The organism is Salmonella enterica subsp. enterica serovar Typhimurium str. LT2, assembly GCF_000006945.2.
Classification (GTDB): Bacteria; Pseudomonadota; Gammaproteobacteria; order Enterobacterales; family Enterobacteriaceae; genus Salmonella; species Salmonella enterica.
In genome coordinates this window covers 213,305-230,281 of record NC_003197.2, presented here as the reverse complement: position 1 = coordinate 230,281, position 16,977 = coordinate 213,305, and the positions used below count along the sequence as shown (strand labels likewise).

Annotated in this window: 12 protein-coding genes and 7 other annotated features; of the genes, 6 read left to right on the top strand and 6 right to left on the bottom strand. The window is 55.7% G+C overall.

Going from position 1 to position 16,977, the window contains the following annotated elements; translation table 11 throughout:
* Positions 1-563: 563 nt before the first annotated feature.
* From fhuB to hrpB, 6 genes are all read right to left on the bottom strand, one after another.
* Positions 564-2,631 (bottom strand): hydroxamate-dependent iron uptake gene (gene fhuB / locus STM0194; RefSeq protein ID NP_459199.1). Within the gene, positions 564-2,621 belong to an annotated coding region; the region does not span the whole gene.
* Positions 2,618-3,508, bottom strand: coding sequence for a hydroxamate-dependent iron uptake (gene fhuD, locus STM0193; RefSeq protein NP_459198.1), 891 nt, complete (start codon positions 3,506-3,508; stop codon positions 2,618-2,620). The genes fhuB and fhuD overlap by 14 nt, the downstream gene beginning before the upstream one ends.
* Positions 2,626-2,631 (bottom strand) — a ribosome-binding site (putative RBS for fhuB; RegulonDB:STMS1H000567). Its footprint overlaps the gene before it by 6 nt.
* Positions 3,508-4,305 (bottom strand): hydroxymate-dependent iron transport, encoded by a 798-nt coding sequence (gene fhuC / locus STM0192; RefSeq protein ID NP_459197.1) that lies wholly within the window; start codon positions 4,303-4,305, stop codon positions 3,508-3,510. The genes fhuD and fhuC overlap by 1 nt, the downstream gene beginning before the upstream one ends.
* Before the next feature lie 48 nt (positions 4,306-4,353).
* The gene (gene fhuA, locus STM0191) for an outer membrane protein receptor / transporter for ferrichrome, colicin M, and phages T1, T5, and phi80 (RefSeq protein NP_459196.1) occupies positions 4,354-6,556 on the bottom strand. Within the gene, positions 4,354-6,543 belong to an annotated coding region; the region does not span the whole gene.
* Positions 6,551-6,556 (bottom strand) — a ribosome-binding site (putative RBS for fhuA; RegulonDB:STMS1H000566). Its footprint overlaps the gene before it by 6 nt.
* Before the next feature lie 279 nt (positions 6,557-6,835).
* Positions 6,836-9,371 (bottom strand): peptidoglycan synthetase gene (gene mrcB, locus STM0190; RefSeq protein ID NP_459195.1). Within the gene, positions 6,836-9,358 belong to an annotated coding region; the region does not span the whole gene.
* Positions 9,366-9,371, bottom strand: a ribosome-binding site (putative RBS for mrcB; RegulonDB:STMS1H000565). Its footprint overlaps the gene before it by 6 nt.
* 127 nt (positions 9,372-9,498) lie before the next feature.
* Positions 9,499-11,986, bottom strand: a protein-coding gene (hrpB, locus tag STM0189; protein NP_459194.1) for an ATP-dependent helicase. Within the gene, positions 9,499-11,973 belong to an annotated coding region; the region does not span the whole gene.
* Positions 11,981-11,986, bottom strand: a ribosome-binding site (putative RBS for hrpB; RegulonDB:STMS1H000564). It overlaps the preceding gene by 6 nt.
* A gap of 14 nt (positions 11,987-12,000) precedes the next feature.
* Between hrpB and ligT the strand changes: the two genes are divergently transcribed.
* The 6 genes from ligT (at position 12,001) to folK (ending at position 16,884) form a co-directional block, all read left to right on the top strand.
* Complete coding sequence (ligT, locus tag STM0188) at positions 12,001-12,531, top strand: 2'-5' RNA ligase (protein ID NP_459193.1); 531 nt, start codon at positions 12,001-12,003, stop codon at positions 12,529-12,531.
* 5 nt (positions 12,532-12,536) lie between these two features.
* Positions 12,537-12,542: a ribosome-binding site (putative RBS for sfsA; RegulonDB:STMS1H000563), on the top strand.
* The gene (gene sfsA, locus STM0187) for a regulator for maltose metabolism (protein ID NP_459192.1) occupies positions 12,537-13,252 on the top strand. Within the gene, positions 12,548-13,252 belong to an annotated coding region; the region does not span the whole gene. Its footprint overlaps the feature before it by 6 nt.
* A 163-nt stretch (positions 13,253-13,415) precedes the next feature.
* Positions 13,416-13,421: a ribosome-binding site (putative RBS for dksA; RegulonDB:STMS1H000562), on the top strand.
* The gene (gene dksA / locus STM0186) for a dnaK suppressor protein (protein NP_459191.1) occupies positions 13,416-13,884 on the top strand. Within the gene, positions 13,429-13,884 belong to an annotated coding region; the region does not span the whole gene. It overlaps the preceding feature by 6 nt.
* 23 nt (positions 13,885-13,907) lie before the next feature.
* A complete protein-coding gene (gene yadB, locus STM0185) occupies positions 13,908-14,849 on the top strand; it encodes a putative glutamyl t-RNA synthetase (RefSeq protein ID NP_459190.3) in 942 nt (313 codons plus the stop codon).
* Positions 14,850-14,989: 140 nt separating this feature from the next.
* Positions 14,990-16,408: a poly(A) polymerase I gene (pcnB, locus tag STM0184; RefSeq protein ID NP_459189.1), complete on the top strand. Its 1,419-nt coding sequence runs from the start codon at positions 14,990-14,992 to the stop codon at positions 16,406-16,408.
* Positions 16,394-16,399 (top strand) — a ribosome-binding site (putative RBS for folK; RegulonDB:STMS1H000561). Its footprint overlaps the gene before it by 6 nt.
* Positions 16,394-16,884, top strand: a protein-coding gene (gene folK / locus STM0183) for a 7,8-dihydro-6-hydroxymethylpterin-pyrophosphokinase, PPPK (RefSeq protein NP_459188.1). Within the gene, positions 16,405-16,884 belong to an annotated coding region; the region does not span the whole gene. Before pcnB ends, folK begins: the two co-directional genes overlap by 15 nt.
* Positions 16,885-16,977 lie beyond the last annotated feature (93 nt).

The following is a 16,977-nucleotide window of genomic DNA, read 5'->3' as shown; positions in this document are numbered from 1 at the left end:
TTTTTGGTATAAATTTCATTAAAAAAAACAAAAAATGCTAAATTACATTTTTTTTGTTTACTCGTGGCAATTAATTTATTTTAATAGAGTTGTTTTTTATTACTTCGATAAAAAAATAATATTTTATTATCGAAGTTTTATAATGAAAATTTATTATTAAATTAAAATTGATTTACGAGATGCATTAAAGATGCGGCATCCGCATCTTAATATTTAAAAAGGCTTAATACCGAAACCGGTAATTCTTATTATTGGATAGATCATGCCGCAATTTATCATCAACGTTTCGGGCCTGGATATGTTGAAATGAGTCACCCTGTTCACGAGACAGCGGCGCGCCACTGAAATAGCTCATGACTTATCGATACAAAAATAACACCTGCTTCTTGCTGAAAATAAAAGCAGAGTTCCCTCGATAAAACGTGACAGGACAGCTCTCGCACCTGATAGCGTTCAGCTATTTTTAGGCCTACAAAATATTGCCACAACATATTGATATTGTGTAATTTGTAGGTCGGGTTGAGCATGGCTGCCACCCGACATAAATGTGGCACAGCTTTTTTTTACCGACTCTGTTTACGTAGCAAATAGATAAAGTACGGCGCGCCAATAAAGCTTGAAAGCAGTCCCGCCGGGATCTGATACGGAAATAGCGCCATCCTGCCGCACCAGTCGGCAAAGACCAGTAAAACGCCCCCTGCCAGCGCCGAGATGACCATATGCGGCATCGTCCGGCGAAAACCGAGCATCCGCGCAATATGCGGCGCCATCAGTCCAACGAAACTCAGCGGCCCAATGGTCATCGTCGCGGTTGCCGTCAAACAAGCCGCCAGCGCCAGCAGCGCGATACGCGACGGCGTAAGCGCCATGCCCACCGCACGCGCGGCATCGCCGCCCAGGGGCAAAATCGTTAACCAGCGGCGACACAACGGCACAATGGCCAGCAAAATCACCATCACGATCGCGGTTCGCGTAACCTGCCCGCCAGTGGCGTTATAGGTAGATCCTGAGAGCCAGGTCAATACTTCCGCCATCCGCGGGTCGCCGCTCGCCTGGAGCATCATTAGCAGCATGGTAAACGCGGTGCTGAGCGCCATCCCCGCCAGCAACATCCGTTGCGGCGAGAAACCGCCGCGCCCGGCGGCTATCATAATAATCAGCAGTGTCGCCGCCGCGCCCAGGCTTCCGGCAGGCAGTAGCCAACCGAAGGCATTCCCCGGCACCAAAAACAGCATCAACACCACGCCAAACGCGGCTCCGGAACTGATCCCCAGCACTTCCGGGCTGGCCATTGGATTACCGGTCAGACGCTGAATAATGCAGCCCGCCACCGCCAGCATGACGCCCGCCATTAACGCCGCCAGTATCCGCGGCCAGCGCCACGGCATCAGTTCTTCAAGCAGCGTTCCGCTCGCCCACGTCCAGCCGTGCGCGTCGCGACCAAAAGAGAGGGCGACCCATGTTGCCAGCAGCAGGAGCGCGCCACCGGCAACGGCAAAAGCAAGAACGTGCCGACGTTCCGCTGCCACACGATCGCTGGCGTTCATATCCGGCGCGCTCATGCTTTTAAGCCGCGGCAGCAGCCACAGGAGCAGCGGCGCGCCGATTAACGCCGTCACTGACCCGGTGGAAACCTCCATCCATACGCGGGTTAGCCAAAGGATAATCTGATCGGATAGCCACAAAATAAGCGCCCCAATGAGCGGCGCCAGCATCAGGCGCGCCAGCAGACGTCTTGCGCCAAGCATTTTCGCCAGCAGCGGCGCAAACAGGCCGATAAAACCGATAATGCCCACCGCGTTGACCAGCAGAGCGCTCAACACAATCGCCAGCGACAGCGCCGCCAGACGCGCTAACGACAGCGCCAGACCCAGATTACGCGCAACGCCGTCATCCAGCCCCATCAGCGTCATCGGGCGTAACAACAATAACGTGAGCATCACACCGCCCAGCAACTGCGGCCACAGACGCTGCACGCCGCTCCAGTCGGTTTGCGTTAGCGTTCCGGTGCTCCATAAAAACATGCTTTGCAACTGATCGTGGTGGAAAATCACCAGTAACTGGTTGATTGCGCCACAATAGAGGCTAACCACCAGCCCGGCGAGGATCAGGGTCACTGGCGACAGACGTTTGCCCCACGCCACGCCGAACACCAGCGCGCCGACGATACAGGCTCCCGTCAGGGCGGCAAACTGCGTGGTCAGCGCGCCGGGAATCGCCCAAAGCGTAGTCACCGTGATCCCCAATTGCGCGCCGGTCGCCACGCCCAGCGTGGTCGGTTCCGCCAGCGGGTTACGTAATACTTGCTGGAACAGGACGCCTACCAGCCCAAGCCCCGCGCCCACCAGCAGCGAAATCGCCAGTCTTGGCAGCTGGCTGTAATGAAAAATCATCTGCTCAATGATGTCGATATCCGGTGACCAGATAGCCTGTTGCCACTGGCTGCGCGGTAGCGCAACGGAGAAGTTAACCCATGTCAGCCAGCAGGCGGCAACAAACAGCGCCAATAACAGCAACGCCGGATGGCGGCTTCGCCTTATCCGGCCTACAAAGCGCCCGAACCGTAGGTCGGATAAGACGCTTTTCGCGCCGCCATCCGGCATTTCACGTTTTCTGCTCACGCTTTGCCTCCCAACACGTTATTCAGGATGCGGACAAAGTGCATCGTGGAGAGGGTCGCGCCATAGAACCAAACGGCGGGCACCCGGTGAAAGCGCCCGGCGCGGACAAACGGCATGGCCTGCCACAGCGGCGTTGCCATCAGCGCGTTCATATCGGTGTTATTCCCGTGATCGAAGCAGATCACATCCGCTTCTTTATACATCGCCAGCCGATCGATGCTAACCGCCGTACTGCCCCAAAAGTTGGTTTCACCCTGCCAGGCATTGACGATGCCATACTCGTCCAGCACCTCCTGGAACAGGCAATTCGGGCCGAGCACCAGCATATGCCGCGGATCGATAAGCGTCGTCATCAGTAACGGACGCCCCCCGCGGCGGATAAAATGCGGCTTCTGGCTGGCGATGAAGCGATCGTATTGCGCCAGATGTTTTTCTGCCGCAGCTTCCAGATTCAGCGTCTGCGCCAGTTCAACCAGCGAGCGTCGGGCCACCGCCAGCGGCTTTTTGCCGTCGCTAAAATCGAACCCGCGCCCCGGCGCGATCCGCGCCAGTTTCTCCGGCGAGGGTCCGTAGCCTGCCGACCAGACCATAAACGACGGCTTCATCTCCGTCAGCAGTTCGAGATTGGGTTCAGTGCGAAGACCCACATCAATCACCGAATCCGGCAACGGCGGTTCGCTAACCCACAGCTTATAATTTGGCACGTCCGCCACGCCATACGGCGTAATACCGAGCGCCAGCAGCAGCTCAACCGGCAGCCACTCCAGCGCCACAATCCGGCGGGGATCGATAGCGGCAGCCTGCGCCGTATTCATTTGCCACAGCAGCGGCGAGAGCGCCATCGCCGTTAATAAACGGCGGCGAGTAAGAGGATATAAATCACGCATTAATACACAAAACTCACAGGTGCCGCGCCCGCCGGATGCGGAAGGATACCCATCGGGATACCGTAAATCTGTTCCAGCGTGTCACTGCGCATCAGTTCCGCAGGCGTTCCTTGCGCAATCATTTCACCGCCGCGTAGCGCGACTAAATAATCACAGTAGCGGGCCGCCATGTTGATATCGTGCAGCACCGCTACCACCGTCAGCCCGCGCTGTTGGCTTAAACGATGCACCAGCGCCAGCACGTCAACCTGATGGGCGATATCCAGCGCTGACGTCGGCTCATCCAGCAGCAGACAACGGCTGTCCTGCGCGACCAGCATGGCAATCCACGCGCGCTGGCGTTCACCGCCGGAAAGACTGTCTACCAGACGATGCGCCAGCGGTTTTAAGCCGACCAGCGTAATCGCCTCGTCTACTTTTTCCCGGTCCGCGACGCCAAAGCGTCCCAGCGCGCCGTGCCACGGATAGCGGCCAATCGCCACCAGTTCGCGCACCGTCATTCCTTCCGCCTGTGGCAATTGTTGAGGCAGATAGGCAACTTTGCGGGCAAACGCCTTGCTGCTCCAGCTCGCCAGCGGCTGATTGTCGAGCAGAATATCCCCTTCGGAAGGCGGCTGATGGCGGCCCAGCATTTTTAACAGCGTGGATTTACCGGAACCATTATGACCAATAAGTCCGGTGACGCGACCTGCGGGAAACGTTAACGAGAGGGGGTGTAAAAGCGTGCGGCCCGGCACACGAAAGGCGACGCTTCGCAGCGCAAAGGTGGTATCGGAATGAATGTGGTTTTCCTGCATCGCAGCCAACTTGTAAAACGGGCACGGCAAGCCGTGCCCAAAAAGAAATTAGAAACGGAAGGTTGCCGTTGCAACGACCTGACGTTCTGCGCCCCAGAAACAGCCGTAGGTCTGGAAGCAGCTGGCGACGTATTCGCGGTCGAGCAGATTATTAACGTTAACCGCAATGCTGGAGCCCGCCATACCAAAACGCGCCAGATCGTACTTGACGACCGCATCCATCACCGCTGCGCTGCCTACCTTGAAGCTATTAGCCGGATCGCCGTAACTGGAACCAATAAAACGACCGCCTGTTCCCAGCGTTAAACCTGACAACGGACCTTCGTTGAAGGTGTAATCGCCCCACAACGACGCCATGTGTTCAGGCACCTGCTCTGGCGTATTCCCTTTCAGATTAGTGTCTTTCGTGTATTCAGCATCAGTATAAGTGTAAGACGCCGTCATATTGATGTTAGCCGTCAATGCTGCTTTGGCTTCCAGCTCTACACCTCGCGCACGAATTTCGCCTGCCGGCACCTGCGCTAATGGGTTGGTTGGATCGGCGGTCAGGTTATTGGTTTTGGTCAGCTGATAAACGGCACCCGTAACAACAACCGGCATGTCTTTCGGTACATATTTCACCCCTGCTTCATATTGCTCGCCTTTTGACGGCTTGTAAGAAACGCGTGGGGTGCTCCACAAATCGAAGGCGCTTGGCTCGAAAGATTGGCTATAGCTGAAGTAAGGTGAAATTCCATTATCGAATACGTAGTTTACGCCACCGCGCCAGGTGAACTGGTGGTCATTACGTTCAATATATCCTTCTGTCGGCGTAGTGGAATTCTGACGCACCGTTGTCGCTTGTTTAGACCAGTCATAGCGGCCGCCGAGAGTAAATACCCACTTATTCCATTCCGCCTGATCCTGAACATAGAGGCCTGTTTGTTTACTTTCGTTCATCTGGTACGGCTCAGCGCCGCCGAAAGCAAAGTATTCAGGATGGTAATTGTTATAGAGATCGATTGACGGCGCGCTACCAAACGTCGCGTTAATATCATTACGCATACGCATGAAATCGACACCCGTCAGCAACGTATGATCAATATCGCCGGTCGCGAATTTACTTTCCAGTTGTGTATCTACGCTGAAATTCTGTAAACGCTCGTTGTCAACGATAGTACCGCGGTTAAGCGTATGGCCGTCCGCCGCAATCCCCGTGCCATAGACGCTTTTTTGCGCGGTTTTCATTTCGACAAAACGTAAATTCTGGCGCACGGTAAAAGTGTCGTTGAAGCCATGCTCGAAACTGTATCCCACCATTTTCTCGTTACGAGAATAGGTGTTGTTTGACGCCCCTTCATTGAAATCTGTCGGCAAGCGTTTACCATTCGGTAACGGTTCAACCGTTCCCTCTTTCGGCAGCCAGCCGTAGTAGCCGGTCTCTGGTTCGTTCTGGAAATAAGAAAGGAACGTAAAATTCGTTTTCTCATCAGGACGCCAGGTAAAAGAGGGCGCAATCGCATAGCGCTGCGACTCAGAACTCTTTTGCTGCTCATTTGTCGAACGCGCCAGCCCCGTCAGACGATATGAGAACTCACCGTTGTCATCCAGGGAATCACTAAAATCAAAACCGGTCTGGAACAAATTGTCCGTCCCCATTTTGAATTGAATTTCTTTCAGCGGCTCAGTAGTCGGCCGCTTGCTAACCATCGAAATGATACCGCCCGGGTTGCTCTTACCGTAGAGGACGGACGTTGGGCCACGCATCAACTCAACACGCTCAAGCATGTAGGGATCAATAACCGCATCGTTGTAGAAGTTCCCCTGCAATTTCAGGCCATCCAGATAGTTGTTCTGGCTCAGGCCGACGGAAGAGAAGCCACGGATAATCACGAAGTCATAGGTATTGGAAGCGCCGCGGCTGCTTACCGTTACACCCGGCGTGTAACCCAACGCTTCTTTTACTGACTGGAATTGATGCATCTGCATCTCTTCGTTAGTGACCACCGAAACCGACTGTGGCGTTTTTTCGATAGGTGTATCAGTTTTGGTGGTGGTGGCGGAACGCTTCGCGGCGATGGTCGGAGCCGGTCCCCAGGCACTTTCCTGCGCGGCAGGCGCTGCGGTTACGGTAATGGTTTCTTCTTTCGGTTGAACCGCCGCCTGTGCATAGACAGACATGCCGCTAACCGCTGTGGCTACTACAACTGCGATTTTACGCAGTGAGGAGTTTGGCTGAGCAGTTTTAAGACGCGCCATTGGTATATCTCTGATGAAAGTGAATGATAACGTAAACGATAATTATTATTATAACCGCAGCATGATAGGCGAAATATCGTCGCAATGGCAAGCGATACGCGGCCCTACGAAAACTAAGGGGTTAAGAAATAACCAGATGAAAAGGAAGGGTTAATAAATTAGACTGAAATGTTATTTATGGAGGATTTGCCGGATGGCGACGTAAGCGTCTTATTCGGCCTACGTCGCACATAATGGGGTCGTAACGGTGTAGACCGGGTAAGCACAGCGCCACCCGGCACTATTACCGTGATTAATTGCCGCCGAACATCTCCTTAATCCAGCCGGCAACGCCGTCGCTCTTCTCTTCTTTCGGCGGCTGTTGCTGCGCAGGCTGCTGCGGCTGAGACGACTGATCGAACGGATTGCCTGACGGCTGCTGCTGTTGCTGCATCATCTCGCCCTGCTGGCACAGCGTATTTGGATCGTCCGTCCAGACCGGCAGAGTGCGCATACCGCCGCTACAGACAAAATTACCGTCGTAATCAACGCCCATATCCACCACATCTTCCGGCGGCGTCAGAACTAAAGGCGTCGGCGTCTGGTTCGCCAGATAGCGCTGGTAAATCGCCATCGCGCCGCTGGCGCCGTACAATTTCGTCGGCTGGTTGTTATCACGGCCTACCCAGGTGATAGTCACCTGGCTGCCGTCGATACCGGCAAACCAGGTATCGACATTGTTGTTTGTCGTCCCGGTTTTACCGGCCAGATGCAGACCCGGATATTTCGCGCCAAGCTGACGCCCCGTACCACGCTGGACGACCTGCTGCATTGTCCAGAGCGTCAGGTAAGCCGCCTGTGCCGGTACGGCGCGTTCAGCTTGCGGATAACTTTGGTACAGCACTTTACCATCTTCCGCAATAACTGAACGCAGCGCTGATAACGGCGCGCGATTTCCGCCGCTGGCGATAGTCTGGAACGCCTGCGCCACTTCGATCGGCGTCAGGTTCAGCGCTCCTAACAGCATAGCCGGAACCGGATTGAGCTGATCTTTCGGCACGCCGAGCTTCGTCCAGGTATCGGTTACCGCCGGTAAACCTAACGCCATCCCCAGATTGACCGTCGGTACGTTCATTGAGCGAGTTAACGCATCCACCAGCATCACTTTCCCGCTTTCGCTGTAGCGACGATCGTCGTTCTGCGGCGACCAGACCTGACCATTCGGCTGGCGCAGAGAAATCGGCGCATCGGCAATCCAGGTGTTCAGACGGTATAAGTTCGGCTGACTTAACGCGGTCAGATAGGTCGCCGGTTTCGCCAGCGACCCGATGGAACGGCGCGCCTGCATGGCACGGTTATAGCCGGCATACTGCGGCTCCGCCCCGCCAACCATCGCGCGCACCTCGCCGCTAAAGCGATCCACCACCACCATCGCGGTTTCCAGATCGCTCAATTTACGCTGCTTCTTCAACGCCGGAATACCTTCGACAACGGCTTTTTCTGCGGCATCCTGCGCCACGGAGTCAAAGGTGGTGAAGATCTTCACGCCGGAGAGATCTTTAATTTTATCCCCCAGCTTCGCCTGCAGTTCCTGACGAACCATCTGCATAAACGCTGGCTGCGGTGAAATAACGCCGCCGCGCGGCTGTACGCCAAGCGGACGCGCGCTCAGCATGTCATAGAGTTCCTGATCGATGATTTTCTGCTGCTGTAACAGGCGTAACACCAGGTTACGACGCTCCAACGCCAGTTTCGGGTTACGCCACGGGTTATAAATCGACGCCCCTTTTACCATCCCCACCAGTAACGCCTGCTGATCGAGGCTCAGTTCCTCTACCGGACGACCAAAGTAATACAGGCTCGCCAGCGGAAAACCGCGAATTTCATTGTCCCCGCTTTGACCGAGGTAGACCTCGTTCATGTACAGCTCAAGAATACGATCTTTACTGTAACGGGCATCCATGATCAGCGCCATGTAGGCTTCATTCGCTTTACGCCAGTATGATCTTTCGCTGGAGAGGAACAGGTTCTTCACCAGCTGCTGGGTCAGCGTACTGGCCCCCTGCACCGTGCGTCCCGCCGTCAGGTTGGCCAGCACCGCACGCCCGATAGAGTAAAGACTAATGCCATCATGCTCATAGAAATGACGGTCTTCCGTCGCCAACAGCGTATCGACCAGCAGATCCGGGAAACCGCTGCGCGGGACGAATAAACGCTGCTCGCCATTTGGCGAAGAAAGCATGGTGATAAGCCGCGGATCGAGACGGAAGAAGCCAAACTGGCGGTTGTTATCCAGATTGACGATGGTTTCCAGACGCCCGTCACTGAACGTCAGCCGCGCGCGCACCTGCCCTTCTTTGCTGTCCGGGAAGTCAAACGGACGACGGATCATCTCAATGCTATTGGCCTGCACGGTAAATTCGCCGGGACGGGTCATCTTCGTCACCAGACGATACTGCGTCGCTTCCAGCAATTTCACCATCTCGTTTTTGCTGACAGGCATGTCTGGCTCAAGGTTCACCATCCGGCCATATACCGCCGCCGGAAGCTGCCAGACCTTGCCATCGATACGGCTGCGGATTTTTTGATCCAGATAGACGCCGTAAATGGCGAACAGCACCACAAAAACGATAAACAGTTTTAGCAATAGCCACAGCCAGCCGCGCTTGCCACGAGGCTTACGCCCTTTGCCCTTACCTTTACGCGGCATCGGTTCTTCATCCTCATAGTCATCATCATAATCGTCGTCATGCTGCCGACGACGGCTCACCTTTTGTTTCACAGGACGTGACGGTTTCCCCTTACGTCCAATCGGCTCGCGGTCATTCCCCGCCATGCTTTTTCTCCGCAACATACAGGCGCAAAGGCCCGATTCTCTATTCTTCCGCCAGACGACAGAAGAAGAAATCTCTCAATTTACTCTTTTGCCGGATGGCGATTAACGCCTTATCTGGCCTGGAGGCAACGTATAACACGTCACGAATACTTCTTCGTGCGCCGCGTTGGGGCCGTATTCGCCGGATCGTCCGGCCAGACATGTTTGGGGTAACGGCCCTTCATCTCTTTTTGCACTTCGCGATACGCCCCCTGCCAGAAAGCGCTTAAATCGCGCGTAATCTGTAGCGGTCGCTGCGCTGGCGAAAGCAGTTCCAGCACCAGCGGCACGCGGCCCTGAGCGATGGTTGGGGTCTTCGCTTCGCCAAACATTTCCTGCATTCTGACCGCCAGCGCGGGCGGGTTATCTTCATGATAACGAATCGTTATTCGGCTTCCCGTCGGCACAGTGTAATGCCCAGGCAGTTCACTATCCAGACGTTGCAGCATGGCATAGTCAAGCAGTCCCCGTAACGCCTGATTAACGTTCAGGGATTTTAGCCCTCGTAACGACTGTACGCCTGTCATGTGCGGCAGCAACCAATTTTCCAGAGTCGCCAGCAGCGACGCCTCATCCACGGCAGGCCAGTCATATTCCGGCAGCCATTTCGCCGCACAGTGCAGACGCAGACGGAACTGCTCCGCTTCCGGCGTCCAGTTAAGGACGGACAGACCTTTATCGCGGATGCCGTTCAGCATCGCCTGATGAAGCTCCTCTTCAGACGGCTTCGCCAGTGGCTGAACGCTAACCGTCAACTGTCCAATACGCATTCTGCGCCATGCTTTCAACGTTCCCTGCGCCTCGTCCCATTCAACCGTGTCGGACTGGCGCAGTAAATCAGGACACGCCTGAATCAGCGAGGCAATATCCAGCGGCTGCGCCAACAATATTCGGGCGTCCGGCGAGGCGCTACCTTGCAGTAACAGCGGCGCGATCAGCCATTCATGACGTCCCAACGCGTCATCCGCATCTAACATCGCGCCCATACCATTGGCTAACTGATAGCGCCCTTCCTGACCACGACGCCGCGCGATGCGGTCGCTAAACGCTCTGGCCAACAGCGGCATAATAAGCGCGCTATCCGGCTCGCCATTACGCACCTGCAGCCGTTTTAAAAGCTGCTGGCTACGCTGCTGCCAGCCCGGCTGTCGCCGCGAAAATACTACGCTTAAATCCGTACCGCCGCCGCGCGGCGGGTCCTCAAGGATGGCCGCGAGCATGGCGGCAGTGGCGGCGCTATCGCCCTCGCCGGCGTTGACTAACATCGCCGCCAGGCGCGGATCGTTACCCATTGCCGCCATTTTCCGGCCCCGCGCGCTTAACCGCTCGCCCTCCAGCGCGCCTAACATCAATAATAAACGGCGGGCGGCCTGAAGATTCACCTCCGGCGGCCTGTCCAGCCAGAAAAGCGATGCCGGATCGTGACATCCCCACTGCAACACCTCCATCAATAAACCGGAAAGGTCGCTGTGTAAGATTTCCGGATCGCTTTGCGCCGCCGCCCGCTCCGCCTGTTCTTTGGCCAGCAGATGTAAACAGATACCCGGCGCCAGTCGTCCGGCGCGCCCCGCGCGCTGCGTCATTGATGCCTGACTGATACGCTGCGTAACCAGCCGCGTCAGTCCCGTTCGCGCGTCAAATCGCGCCACGCGCTCCTGAGCGCTATCGACGACCAGACGAATCCCTTCAATCGTCAAACTGGTTTCGGCAATGTTAGTCGCCAACACCACTTTACGCATCCCGGCGGGTGCCGGAACAATCGCTTTGCGTTGCGCTTCCAGAGACAATGCGCCATACAGCGGACAAAGCAGGACATCGCTCCCTACCCGCGACGCCAGATGTTCATGAACGCGCTGTATTTCGCCTACGCCGGGTAAAAATAGCAGCAGCGAACCGTTTTCATTGCGCAGCAGTTCCGCTGTCGCCATCGCGACGGCTTCATCAAAACGCAAATGCGCCGCAAGCGGCTGATAACGTCGCTCCACCGGGAACGCGCGCCCCTCCGAGACGATCGTCGGCGCATCAGGCAGTCGCTGACAAAGCCTGTCGTTATCCAGCGTCGCAGACATGATTAACAGCCTGAGATCGTCACGGAGCCCTTGCTGGATATCCAGCAACAGCGCCAACGCTAAATCCGCCTGTAAACTGCGCTCATGAAATTCATCCAGTATCACCAGCCCCACGCCGCGTAATTCGGGATCGCGCTGAATCATTCTGGTCAATACGCCTTCGGTCACCACTTCCAGCCGGGTACGCGGCCCCACGCAGCTTTGCGCGCGCATCCGGTAACCTACCGTTTCGCCAGGCTTTTCATTCAACGCTTCCGCCAGACGCTGTGCGACATTACGCGCCGCCAGACGACGCGGTTCAAGCAGGAGGATTTTTCCAGCAACCGGCCCCTGTTGCAGGAGTTGCAACGGCAGCCAGGTGGATTTCCCCGCCCCGGTAGGCGCGGACAACAAAACCTGCGGCGCGATTTTTAGGGCTGTCAACAATTCAGGCAATACGGCGGCAACGGGCAATGACGTCACAAACGGCTCCACGGGGTTAACTTTCTTTGCGCCGCATTGTAGCATCGTGTTAATCCATAACCGAGTATCCCTATGTCTGAGCCAAAACGGCTGTTTTTTGCGATTGACTTACCCGACGACGCGCGCGCGCAAATTATCGCCTGGCGCGCCGCCCATTTTGCGTCTGAAGACGGACGCCCCGTGGCAGCGGCGAACCTGCACCTGACGCTGGCCTTTTTAGGCGACGTCAGTAGCGATAAGCAGCGCGCGCTTGCGCAACTGGCCGGACGAATTCGACAGCCGGGCTTTACGCTACATCTGGATGACGCCGGTCAGTGGCTGCGTTCGCGCGTGGTGTGGCTGGGGATGCGCCAGCCGCCGCGCGGGTTGTTGCAGTTGGCTAATATGCTGCGCGCGCAGGCCGCCCGCAGCGGTTGTTACCAAAGCCCGCAGCCTTTTCACCCGCATATTACGCTGCTGCGCGACGCCAGCCATACGGTGGCTATCCCGCCGCCGGGCTTTTGCTGGTCATTTCCGGTCACGTCGTTTGCGCTTTACGCCTCTTCGTATGGGCAAGGCCGTACCCGCTATGCCGAGCTGCAGCGCTGGACGCTGGGCGAATAATAATGAAGGAATGTCGATGCTATTTTCACCCCCTTTACAACGCGCTACGCTGATTCAGCGCTATAAACGTTTTTTAGCCGATGTGATCACCCCTGACGGTACGACGCTTACGCTGCACTGTCCTAATACCGGCGCGATGACCGGCTGCGCCACGCCTGGCGATACCGTCTGGTATTCGACATCAGAAAATACTAAACGCAAATATCCGCATACCTGGGAATTGACTGAAACGCAATCCGGCGCATTCATTTGCGTGAATACGCTGCGGGCGAACCAGCTAACGAAAGAAGCGATTCAGGAGAATCGCCTGCCGGCGCTGGCGGGGTACAATATTCTGAAAAGTGAAGTCAAATATGGCGCCGAGCGCAGCCGTATAGATTTTATGTTACAGGCAGATTTCCGCCCGGACTGCTATATTGAAGTGAAATCGGTCACGTTAGCGGAAAAAGAAAACGGTTATTTTCCCGACGCCATCACCGAACGAGGGCAAAAACATCTTCGGGAATTGATGGGCGTTGCGGCGGCAGGTCATCGCGCAGTGGTGGTGTTCGCGGTGCTGCACTCCGCCATTACACGTTTTTCCCCCGCACGTCATATCGATATAAAATACGCGCAGCTATTGAGCGAGGCTCAGAATAAAGGCGTGGAAGTTTTAGCTTATAAAGCAGAACTTTCAGCCCAAAAAATGGAACTGAACGAACCAGTACCCATAACGTTGTAGTGGAATAACAGCCTGATTATTAAGTATTCTGGCCGCGTGCGTAAATACGCTTTTCCTCACAGGGTTGTCAAGTGTTACGTTTAGATAATTGCTATCCGGAAAAGCATCTGCTATTTATAGCGACCTGATTTTCCCCCGAACATGGGGATCGATAGTGCGTGTTAAGGAGAAGCAACATGCAAGAAGGGCAAAACCGTAAAACATCGTCCCTGAGTATTCTCGCCATCGCTGGGGTGGAGCCGTACCAGGAGAAACCGGGCGAAGAGTATATGAACGAAGCCCAGCTATCGCACTTCAAGCGTATTCTTGAAGCATGGCGTAATCAACTCCGGGATGAAGTCGATCGCACTGTGACGCACATGCAGGACGAAGCCGCCAACTTCCCCGATCCGGTCGATCGCGCCGCGCAGGAAGAGGAGTTTAGCCTGGAGTTACGTAATCGTGACCGTGAGCGCAAACTGATCAAAAAGATCGAGAAGACGCTGAAGAAAGTGGAAGATGAAGACTTCGGTTATTGCGAGTCCTGCGGGGTGGAGATTGGTATCCGCCGCCTGGAAGCGCGTCCAACAGCCGATCTGTGCATCGACTGCAAAACGCTGGCTGAAATTCGCGAAAAACAGATGGCGGGTTAATCCCGTTCGTTTCTACCCTATTTATGACAGGCGGGAGTTTTCCCGCCTTATTCTTTATTGCCCGCAGCATGACTGACTCACACTATATTGGCCGTTTCGCGCCGTCGCCATCCGGCGAACTGCATTTCGGCTCGTTAATCGCCGCCCTCGGCAGCTATCTACAAGCCCGTGCGCAACGCGGAATTTGGCGCGTTCGCATCGAGGATATCGACCCCCCACGTGAAGTTCCCGGTGCCGCAGCGACCATTCTGCGCCAGCTGGAACATTACGGCCTGCACTGGGATGGCGAGGTCTTATGGCAATCACAGCGTCATGAGGCTTATCGCGAGGCGCTGGCCTGGCTTCACGAGCAGGGACTGAGCTACTACTGCACTTGCCCCCGCTCGCGCATTCAACGTCTGGGCGGTATTTACGACGGCCATTGTCGGACGTTATGCCACGGGCCGGAGAATGCCGCCGTCAGAATTAAACAGCAGCATCCGGTGATGCATTTCCATGATGCCTTGCGCGGCGACATCCAGGCTGACCCACAGCTGGCGAGCGAAGATTTTATTATCCACCGCCGCGACGGACTGTTTGCTTATAATCTGGCCGTGGTGGTCGACGATCATTTTCAGGGGGTGACGGAGATCGTCCGCGGCGCAGATTTAATCGAACCCACTGTCCGACAACTTTCGCTGTATAAACAGTTTGGCTGGCGTGCGCCAGGCTACGTGCACCTTCCGCTGGCGCTCAACGAACAAGGCGCTAAACTTTCCAAGCAAAATCATGCCCCTGCGCTTGCGACAGGCGATCCGCGCCCGGTACTGGTCCAGGCATTGCGCTTTTTAGGCCAACGCGACGTCGTAGCGTGGCAGGAGATGTCTGTTGAGGAGTTGCTGCGCTTTGCAGTGGCGCACTGGAGGCTTACAGCCGTACCCACATCGGCTAATGTAAATCCGGCATTCTCAAATGCGTCTCGCTGAGCTATGATTAGCCGCTATTTTTGCTCATCGTCTTTCGCATTGCTGCGGCGTTAATGATGCTTACAGCCCAGGTCGCGTTGCTCTCTTACGCCCGTCTGCCGTAATGCGAAAGACATAGAGTAAGTTGATCTTATTAATGTATGACACTACCGAGGTGCGCTATTTTTACCCGAGTCGCTAATTTTTGCCGTAAGGTGTTAAGCCGCGAGGAGAGCGAGGCAGAACAAGCCGTCGCCCGTCCACATATGACGATTATCCCGCGTGAACAGCACGCTATCTCCCGCAAAGATATCAGTGAAAATGCCCTCAAGGTACTGTACAGGCTGAACAAAGCGGGCTATGAAGCCTACCTGGTCGGCGGCGGCGTCCGCGATCTCCTGCTCGGCAAAAAGCCGAAGGATTTCGACGTGACTACCAACGCAACACCGGATCAGGTACGGAAATTATTCCGCAATTGCCGTCTGGTGGGACGTCGTTTCCGCCTGGCTCACGTGATGTTTGGCCCGGAAATTATCGAAGTGGCAACGTTTCGTGGTCATCATGAAGGCAGTGAAAGCGACCGTACGACCTCCCAGCGTGGGCAAAACGGTATGCTGCTGCGCGACAACATCTTCGGCTCTATCGAAGAAGATGCCCAGCGCCGCGATTTCACCATCAACAGCCTTTACTACAGCGTGGCGGATTTTACCGTGCGCGATTACGTCGGCGGGATGCAGGATCTGCAAGAAGGCGTGATTCGCCTGATCGGCAATCCGGAAACGCGCTACCGCGAAGATCCGGTTCGAATGCTGCGCGCCGTGCGTTTCGCTGCGAAGCTCAATATGCATATCAGCCCTGAAACGGCTGAGCCAATCCCGCGTCTGGCAACCTTGCTAAACGACATTCCTCCCGCGCGCCTGTTCGAAGAGTCGCTGAAGCTGTTGCAGGCGGGGAACGGTTACGAAACCTATCAACAACTGCGGGAATACCACCTCTTCCAGCCGTTGTTTCCTACCATTACGCGTTATTTCACCGAAAACGGCGACAGCGCAATGGAACGCATCATTGCGCAGGTGTTGAAGAATACGGATAACCGCATCCGTAACGAGATGCGCGTTAATCCGGCATTTTTGTTTGCCGCCATGTTCTGGTATCCGCTGCTGGAGATGGCGCAAAAAATCGCTCAGGAGAGCGGTCTGGCCTATTACGACGCTTTCGCGCTGGCCATGAATGATGTGCTGGATGAGGCCTGCCGTTCACTGGCGATCCCGAAACGCCTTACCACGCTTACCCGTGATATTTGGCAGCTTCAGTTACGCATGTCGCGACGTCAGGGCAAACGCGCCTGGAAACTGATGGAACATCCCAAATTCCGCGCCGCGTTTGATTTACTGGAGCTGCGCGCTCAGGTGGAAAATAATACTGAACTGCAACGTCTGGCGCAGTGGTGGGCCGAGTTTCAGGCTTCCGCGCCGCCGGAACAAAAAGGGATGCTCAACGAGCTGGACGACGATCCTGCTCCACGCCGCCGTCGTTCACGTCCGCGCAAACGCGCGCCGCGCCGCGAGGGCACCGTATGACGATCGCGTATATCGCGCTTGGCAGTAATCTGGCCTCTCCGCTGGAGCAGGTCAATGCCGCCCTGAAGGCTATCGCCGACATTCCCGATAGCCGTATCGTCGCGGTTTCTTCGTTTTACCGCACGCCGCCGCTTGGCCCACAGGATCAGCCCGATTACCTGAACGCTGCGGTGGCGCTGGATACCGCTCTCGCCCCCGAAGAATTGCTTAACCATACCCAGCGCATTGAGCTGCAACAGGGCCGGGTGCGCAAAGCCGAACGCTGGGGGCCGCGCACGCTGGATCTCGACATTATGCTGTTTGGCGATGAAGTCATTAACACCGACCGTCTGACCGTGCCGCACTACGACATGAAAAACCGCGGTTTTATGCTGTGGCCGTTATTCGAAATCGCTCCTGATCTGATCTTTCCGGATGGTATCAGCCTGCATCAGCATCTCACCCATCTTGGTGCTGCAAAACCCGCCCACTGGTAAAACATCGCCTCCCCTTTAGCGTTTACTGCTTTAGCGCCAAACGATTGCTTAAATCAATTGCCCCCCTGAATATGACTGTTAGAATGCCGGGAA

Bases quoted from the DNA above. Each gene is read 5' to 3' on its own strand.
- yadB (NP_459190.3), top strand. From the start codon at position 13,908: ATGACAGGCGGGAGTTTTCCCGCCTTATTCTTTATTGCCCGCAGCATG.
- fhuC (NP_459197.1), bottom strand. From the start codon at position 4,305: ATGCAGGAAAACCACATTCATTCCGATACCACCTTTGCGCTGCGAAGC.
- dksA (NP_459191.1), top strand. From the start codon at position 13,429: ATGCAAGAAGGGCAAAACCGTAAAACATCGTCCCTGAGTATTCTCGCC.
- fhuA (NP_459196.1), bottom strand. From the start codon at position 6,543: ATGGCGCGTCTTAAAACTGCTCAGCCAAACTCCTCACTGCGTAAAATC.
- pcnB (NP_459189.1), top strand. From the start codon at position 14,990: ATGACACTACCGAGGTGCGCTATTTTTACCCGAGTCGCTAATTTTTGC.
- folK (NP_459188.1), top strand. From the start codon at position 16,405: ATGACGATCGCGTATATCGCGCTTGGCAGTAATCTGGCCTCTCCGCTG.
- mrcB (NP_459195.1), bottom strand. From the start codon at position 9,358: ATGGCGGGGAATGACCGCGAGCCGATTGGACGTAAGGGGAAACCGTCA.
- fhuD (NP_459198.1), bottom strand. From the start codon at position 3,508: ATGCGTGATTTATATCCTCTTACTCGCCGCCGTTTATTAACGGCGATG.
- hrpB (NP_459194.1), bottom strand. From the start codon at position 11,973: ATGCTACAATGCGGCGCAAAGAAAGTTAACCCCGTGGAGCCGTTTGTG.
- ligT (NP_459193.1), top strand. From the start codon at position 12,001: ATGTCTGAGCCAAAACGGCTGTTTTTTGCGATTGACTTACCCGACGAC.
- sfsA (NP_459192.1), top strand. From the start codon at position 12,548: ATGCTATTTTCACCCCCTTTACAACGCGCTACGCTGATTCAGCGCTAT.